Consider the following 6,176-nt stretch of genomic DNA (forward strand, 5'->3'; position numbering starts at 1 on the left):
TACGACGGGGCCGAAAGCCGTCAGAACTTGATGCCGCCGATCATGCCCGCGACGTTCGTGGTCAGCTCATTGATCGTCGGGGCGATCGACGAACTGGCCAGGTAGAAGCCCAACAGCACGCAGACCACCGCGTGTCCGGTCTTCAGCCCGGATTTCCTGACGAGCAGGAAGACGATGATCGCCAGCAGCACCACCGCCGAAATCGAGAGTGCCACGGCGGTTCACCTCCAAGTACGCGCGGTCGGTACGGGATCGAAATCGGTCGAACGGACTACGGCAGCTCGCATCCGGCACGGAGGAGCCACCGGCTTCATACCCAGCACCCACCATGCGCAACGGATCATAATTATCCGCGCGACCGCACAGGTCGGTGCACAGGTGCAGACGAGGGGCGCATATTCAGTTCCAGCCAACTCCGCACGCACGGACCACCGTCCCGCGTCCCTCCCGGGACGGATCACAGGTCCACTGGAGCGCAGTACGGTCAGCCGCATGGCTACGACTTTCCCGCAGCAGCACGCGCGTACCCACAGATTCACGCTTGGTGCTCCGCGCGCTTTCACTGTCTCCCCTGACGGCACACGCGTCGTCTTCCTGCGCTCCCGAAGCGGCACTGACCTGGCACATCTCCTCTGGACCCACGACGTGGCCAGCGGCACGGAGCAGCCCGTGGCCGACCCCCGCACACTGCTCGGCGGGGCTCCCGAAGAGCTGTCGCCGGAGGAACGGGCACGCCGCGAGCGCAGCAGGGAGGGCACTGCGGGAGTGGTCGGATATGCCACCGACAGTTCCGTGGAGTTGGCTTCTTTCGCTCTGTCCGGGCGGCTGTTCATGGCGGAACTGCGCGCGGGAACCACCCGTCTGCTCCCTACACCCACTCCTGTGGTGGACCCGCGACCTGCCCCGGACGGGCGACACGTCGCGTATGTCGCGGGAGGCACCCTGCGGGTGATCGGCGCCGCCGACGAGGAGGGCGGAACGGACCGTGCGCTCGCCGAGCCCGAGTCGGAGACGGTCACCTACGGGCTCGCCGAGTTCGTCGCCGCCGAGGAGATGTCCCGCACCCGCGGCTTCTGGTGGTCCCCCGACTCCGACAGGCTCCTCGTCGCGCGGGCCGACGACGCACCCGTACAGCGCTGGTGGATCGCCGACCCCGCGAACCCGGAGGCCGAGCCCTCGCGCGTCGCGTACCCGGCGGCCGGCACCCCCAACGCGGAGGTGACGCTGCACCTGATGGACCTGGAGGGCGGCGCGCGTACGGAGGTCGTCTGGGACCGGGAGCGCTACCCGTATCTCGCGCGCGTGCACTGGTCGTCGGCGGGGCCGCCGCTGCTGCTCGTCCAGTCGCGCGACCAGCGTGAAGCGCTCTGTCTGACCGTGGAGACGGCGACGGGCGCCACCTCTGTCGTGCACGAGGACAAAGATCCAATCTGGCTCGAACTCTTCGGCGGAGTGCCGGCCTGGGCACCCGGCGGGGACCTCGTACGCGTCGAGGACGTACGGGAGAACGGCATGCCGGAGGCGGAGGGCGCACGGGTGCTCATGGCGGGCGCACGGAGGCTCACTTCCGCGCGCCTCCATGTGCGTTCCGTGCTGGACATCGGGCCGGACGACGTTCTGTTCAGCGCCTCGGAGGGCGGCGTGAGCAGGCGTTCCGCACCCGGTGAGGTGGGGGTCTACCGCGTGCGGCTGGCCGGCGGCGAACCCGTGCGGATCGCGGCGGAGGAGGGCCCGCACCTGGCCTCGGCCGCTCGCGGGGGCGGCACGCTCGTCCTCGTCTCCGCCACCCTCGACCGGCCGGGCTCCACCGCGGCCGTCCTGCGCACGGTGGACGCAGCGGGCGGGGACCCGGGGGTCCCGCACCCCACGGACGTGATCACCTCGTACGCCGAGACCCCTGTGCTCACCACCGCGCCCGAACTGGTGCACGCGGGCAAGCGGGAGATCCCCGCGGCCGTCGTACTACCGACCGGGTACCGGGAGGGCGACGGGCCGCTGCCCGTCCTCATGGACCCGTACGGCGGCCCGCACGGGCAGCGTGTGGTCGCCGCGCACAACGCGCACCTGACGGCCCAGTGGTTCGCCGACCAGGGCTTCGCCGTCGTGGCCGCCGACGGGCGCGGTACACCCGGGTACTCGCCGGGATGGGAGAAGGCCGTCTCACGCGACATCGCGGACGTCACCCTCGACGACCAGGTGGAGGCGCTGCGCGCGCTGGCCGACGACTTCCCGCTCGACCTCACGCGGGTGGGCATCCGCGGCTGGTCGTACGGGGGTTACCTCTCGGCGCTCGCCGTGCTGCGGCGCCCCGACGTCTTCCACGCCGCCGTCGCGGGCGCACCGGTCACGGACTGGCGGCTGTACGACACGCACTACACGGAGCGCTACTGCGGGACCCCGCAGGACGACCCGGAGGTGTACGAGGCGACCTCACTGATCACGGACGCGGGCCTGTCCGGGGTCGACCCCGAGGCGCCCCAGCGGCCCCTGCTGCTCATCCACGGGCTCGCGGACGACAACGTCGTGGTCGCGCACACACTGCGGCTGTCCTCCGCGCTGCTGGCCGCCGGGCGGCAGCACGAGGTGCTGCCGCTCTCCGGGGTGACCCACATGGCGACCGACGCGCAGGTGGCGGAAAACCTGCTGCTGCTCCAAGTGGGCTTCCTCAAGCGCTCGTTGGGCGTCGAGTAGTCCGGGCGCGGGGGCGGGGGCGCGAGCAGACCCCGCCCCCGCCCGCTTCGGGCGCACGGGCACGGCGATGCTGCTGAAACCCCGCCCGGTCCGGACGCGCCCCGAAGGGGCGCGGGGAACTGCGCGCCAAGCCCACGACCCACCCGCAGTCGGCAACGCGCCTGAGGCGGCACCCACGGCACCCGCGCGGAGCGCCGCGGCGCCGCTCACCGGGCGCTCAGGCGTGCTCCGTCTCCCGCCTCTCCATGGCCAGGAGCGCGCTGTCCAGGATCACGTCCTCCTCGCGTGCCGCCGCTGAGGTCGTGCCCTCCTCGGGGAAGTGGCAGGCGGTGAGATGCCCCTCCGTGTTGCCGGGGATCCGGACCAGCGGGGGCTCCTTCTCGGCGCACACGTCCTGGGCCTTCCAGCAGCGGGTACGGAAGCGGCAGCCCGAGGGCGGGTTGATGGGTGACGGCACGTCACCGGCGAGGCGGATGCGCTCCCTCGCCTCGACCGCTGGCTCGCCCTCGTCCTCCAGCAGGACGGCCTCGGGCACGGCCGAGAGCAGCGCGTGCGTATAGGGGTGGCGGGGGCGGTTGTAGATCGCCTCGCGCTCACCGACCTCGACGATCTTGCCGAGGTACATCACCGCGACCCGCTCCGAGAAGTGCCGCACGATGGCCAGGTCGTGCGCGATGAAGACGAAGGCGATGCCCATCTCGCGCTGCACCTCCTGGAGGAGGTTGACGACCTGCGCCTGGATGGAGACGTCGAGCGCGGAGACGGGCTCGTCCGCCACGATCAGCTTCGGTTCCAGCGCGAGCGCCCTGGCGACGCCGATGCGCTGGCGCTGGCCGCCGGAGAACTCGTGCGGGAACCGGTTGTAGTGCTCGGGGTTGAGGCCGACGGTCTCCAGGAGTTCGCGGATGCGCTGCTCGCGCCCGCCCGGCGGCTTGATGCCGTTGACCTCCATCGGGCCGCCGATGATGCTGCCGACGGTCTGGCGGGGGTTCAGCGACGAGTACGGGTCCTGGAAGATCATCTGGATCTCCGAGCGGATCGGCGCCATCTCCTTGCGGGAGGCGTGCGCGATCTCCTGGCCCCGGTAGGTGACAGAGCCGGCGGTGGGCTCCAGCAGCCGGGTCAGCAGCCGGCCCGTGGTCGACTTGCCGCAGCCCGACTCGCCGACCAGCCCGAAGCTCTCCCCGGGGTAGACGTGCAGATCGATGCCGGAGACGGCCTGGACCTCGCCCACCTTCCGTTTGAAGGGGAAGCCGCCCATGATCGGGAAGTGCTTGCCGAGGCCCTTCGCCTCCATCAGCGGCTCGCCCGTACGGCCCGGCACGGCGTCGCGCGGGCCCTCGTCGTCCTGCTTGGTCAGGGTGAGGTCCTCACTCATCGGTTCTTTCTCCCTCTCCCTGTCCTAGCCCAGCCTGGGCTTGATCTGCTCGATGAAGAACGTGCGCTTCTGCTCCGCCGTCAGATGGCAGGCGGCGCCGCGCCCCTCGGGCAGCGGCGGCCTGTCCCCGCTGCACGACCTGCCGCCTCCCACCTCGTCCACGAAGCCGCAGCGCGGGTGGAACGGGCAGCCCGGCGGGGGTGCGAGCAGGCTCGGCGGGGTGCCGTGGATCGGCGTCAGCTCCTCGTTCACATCGCCGCGCAGCCGCGGCATCGAGCCCAACAGGCCCCAGGTGTACGGGTGCTGGGGCGCCCGCAGCACCTCGCCCACGCTGCCCCGCTCGACGGCGCGGCCCGCGTACATCACCAGGATGTCGTCGGCGACGTTCGCGATCACGCCGAGGTCGTGGGTGATGAAGACGATCGCGGAGCCGAACTCCTGCTGCAGGTCCTTGAGCAGGTCGAGGATCTGCGCCTGGACGGTGACATCGAGCGCTGTCGTCGGCTCGTCCGCGATCAGCAGATCCGGGTCGCACACCAGCGCCATCGCGATCATCGCGCGCTGCCGCATACCGCCGCTGAACTGGTGCGGGTAGTCGTTGACGCGGTACTTGGCGTTGGGGATGCCCACCTTGTCGAGCATCTCGACGGCCCGCCGGTGCGCCTCCCGCTTGGAGACCCCCCTGTGCTTGCGGAACGGCTCCGCGATCTGCCGGCCGATGGTGTAGTACGGCGAGAGCGCCGTCAGCGCGTCCTGGAAGATCATCGCCATCTTGTTGCCGCGGAGGTCCTCCAGCGTCTTCTCGCGCGCGGCCGTCAGCTCCTGCCCGTCGAGCAGGATCTCTCCGGACACATCCGTGGTGCGCGAGTTGTGGAGCCCGAGGATCGACAGGTTGGTGACCGACTTGCCCGAGCCCGACTCACCGACGATGCCGAGGGTCTGACCGCGTTCGAGGTCGAAGGAGAGCCCGTCGACGGCCTTGACGGTGCCGTCCTCCGTGGCGAAGTGCACATACAGGTCGCGCACCGACAGAAAGGCGTCCCCGTCGCCCGAGTCGCGCGGGGCCGGTACGTCCGCTTCCTTGGTCAGGGTGGTCATGGTGCGGGTTCTCCTAGGCCAGGCGCACGCGCGGGTCGATGAACGCGTAGGCCGCGTCCACGATGATGTTGAAGAGGATGATGAAGGTGGCCGCGAAGAGCATCACGCCCATCACCATGGGCAGATCGGTGTTCTGGACCGAGTTGACCGCCAGCGTGCCGAGGCCCGGCAGCGAGAACGTCCACTCGGTGATCATCGCTCCGCCGAACAGGGAGCCCAGGTCGACGCCGAAGATGGTGACGATCGGGATGAGGGAGCCGCGCCAGGCGTAGCGGAAGAAGACGAACTTCCCCGACATCCCCTTGGCGCGTGCCGTTCTGACGTGGTCCTCCTGCAGCTGCTCGATCATCGAGGAGCGGGAAAGACGCGTGTAGTTGGCGGTGAAGATGATCTGCACCACGAGCCAGGGAATCAGCAGGCCCAGGAACCATCCCGCTGGATCCTCCGTGATGGGGACGTACTGGGGTTGGTCCAGCAGCTCCATCTTGTAGACCACGAGGGCCAGTACGAGCGGGCCGATGAAGTAGATCTGCATCGAACTGAGCACCAGCGATGCCGAACTGAAGAACTTGTCGACGATCGTGCCGCGCTTCCAGGCTGCGATCATGCCGGAGCCGAGACCGATGAACAGGAAGACGACGGCGCCGCCGATGGTGAGCGAGACGGTGGTGGGGAAGCGGTCGACGACCGTCTGCCAGACGGGGTCCTGGTTGGCGAAGGAGTAGCCGAAGCAGGGAGCGGGACAGGCGCCCTGTGCGAAGTCACGCCCGGCGAAGATGCCAACCATGAACTGCCAGTACTGGACGGGGACGGGCTTGTCGATGCCCATGTTCTTGCGGATGATCTCCAGCGCGTCCGGCGTGCAGTTCTTGCCGCAGGCCAGGGCTGCCGGATCCCGGGGGACGGCGTAGAAGAGGAAGAAGGTGACGGCGCTGATGACCAGCAGGATCACCACGGCGCCGAGTGACCGGCGGAGAAGGAATCGCAGCATGACGGATCGCAGCTCTCG

5 protein-coding genes are annotated in these 6,176 nt (G+C 69.7%); 1 reads left to right on the top strand and 4 read right to left on the bottom strand.

The window, feature by feature from the left end:
* Window positions 1–20 precede the first annotated feature (20 nt).
* On the bottom strand, window positions 21–215 hold the full coding sequence (locus tag NMN56_RS33145; RefSeq protein ID WP_274040863.1) for a hypothetical protein: 195 nt from the start codon (window positions 213–215) through the stop codon (window positions 21–23).
* A 277-nt stretch (window positions 216–492) separates the two neighbouring features.
* Between NMN56_RS33145 and NMN56_RS33150 the strand changes: the two genes are divergently transcribed.
* Window positions 493–2,691, top strand: coding sequence for a S9 family peptidase (locus NMN56_RS33150; RefSeq protein WP_274040864.1), 2,199 nt, complete (start codon window positions 493–495; stop codon window positions 2,689–2,691).
* Window positions 2,692–2,908: 217 nt separating this feature from the next.
* Here the strand turns inward: NMN56_RS33150 and NMN56_RS33155 are convergent, their stop codons facing one another.
* The 3 genes from NMN56_RS33155 to NMN56_RS33165 are packed head-to-tail and all read right to left on the bottom strand — an operon-like array spanning window position 2,909 to window position 6,158.
* Complete coding sequence (locus NMN56_RS33155; RefSeq protein ID WP_274040865.1) at window positions 2,909–4,069, bottom strand: ABC transporter ATP-binding protein; 1,161 nt, start codon at window positions 4,067–4,069, stop codon at window positions 2,909–2,911.
* A gap of 24 nt (window positions 4,070–4,093) precedes the next feature.
* On the bottom strand, window positions 4,094–5,167 hold the full coding sequence (locus NMN56_RS33160; protein ID WP_274040866.1) for an ABC transporter ATP-binding protein: 1,074 nt from the start codon (window positions 5,165–5,167) through the stop codon (window positions 4,094–4,096).
* Window positions 5,168–5,180: 13 nt separating this feature from the next.
* A complete protein-coding gene (locus tag NMN56_RS33165; protein ID WP_274040867.1) occupies window positions 5,181–6,158 on the bottom strand; it encodes an ABC transporter permease in 978 nt (325 codons plus the stop codon).
* Window positions 6,159–6,176 lie beyond the last annotated feature (18 nt).

The sequence above is a fragment of the Streptomyces iconiensis genome, assembly GCF_028657195.3.
GTDB lineage: Bacteria > Actinomycetota > Actinomycetes > Streptomycetales > Streptomycetaceae > Streptomyces > Streptomyces iconiensis.

Bases quoted from the DNA above. Each gene is read 5' to 3' on its own strand.
- NMN56_RS33150 (WP_274040864.1), top strand. From the start codon at position 493: ATGGCTACGACTTTCCCGCAGCAGCACGCGCGTACCCACAGATTCACG.
- NMN56_RS33155 (WP_274040865.1), bottom strand. From the start codon at position 4,069: ATGAGTGAGGACCTCACCCTGACCAAGCAGGACGACGAGGGCCCGCGC.
- NMN56_RS33160 (WP_274040866.1), bottom strand. From the start codon at position 5,167: ATGACCACCCTGACCAAGGAAGCGGACGTACCGGCCCCGCGCGACTCG.
- NMN56_RS33165 (WP_274040867.1), bottom strand. From the start codon at position 6,158: ATGCTGCGATTCCTTCTCCGCCGGTCACTCGGCGCCGTGGTGATCCTG.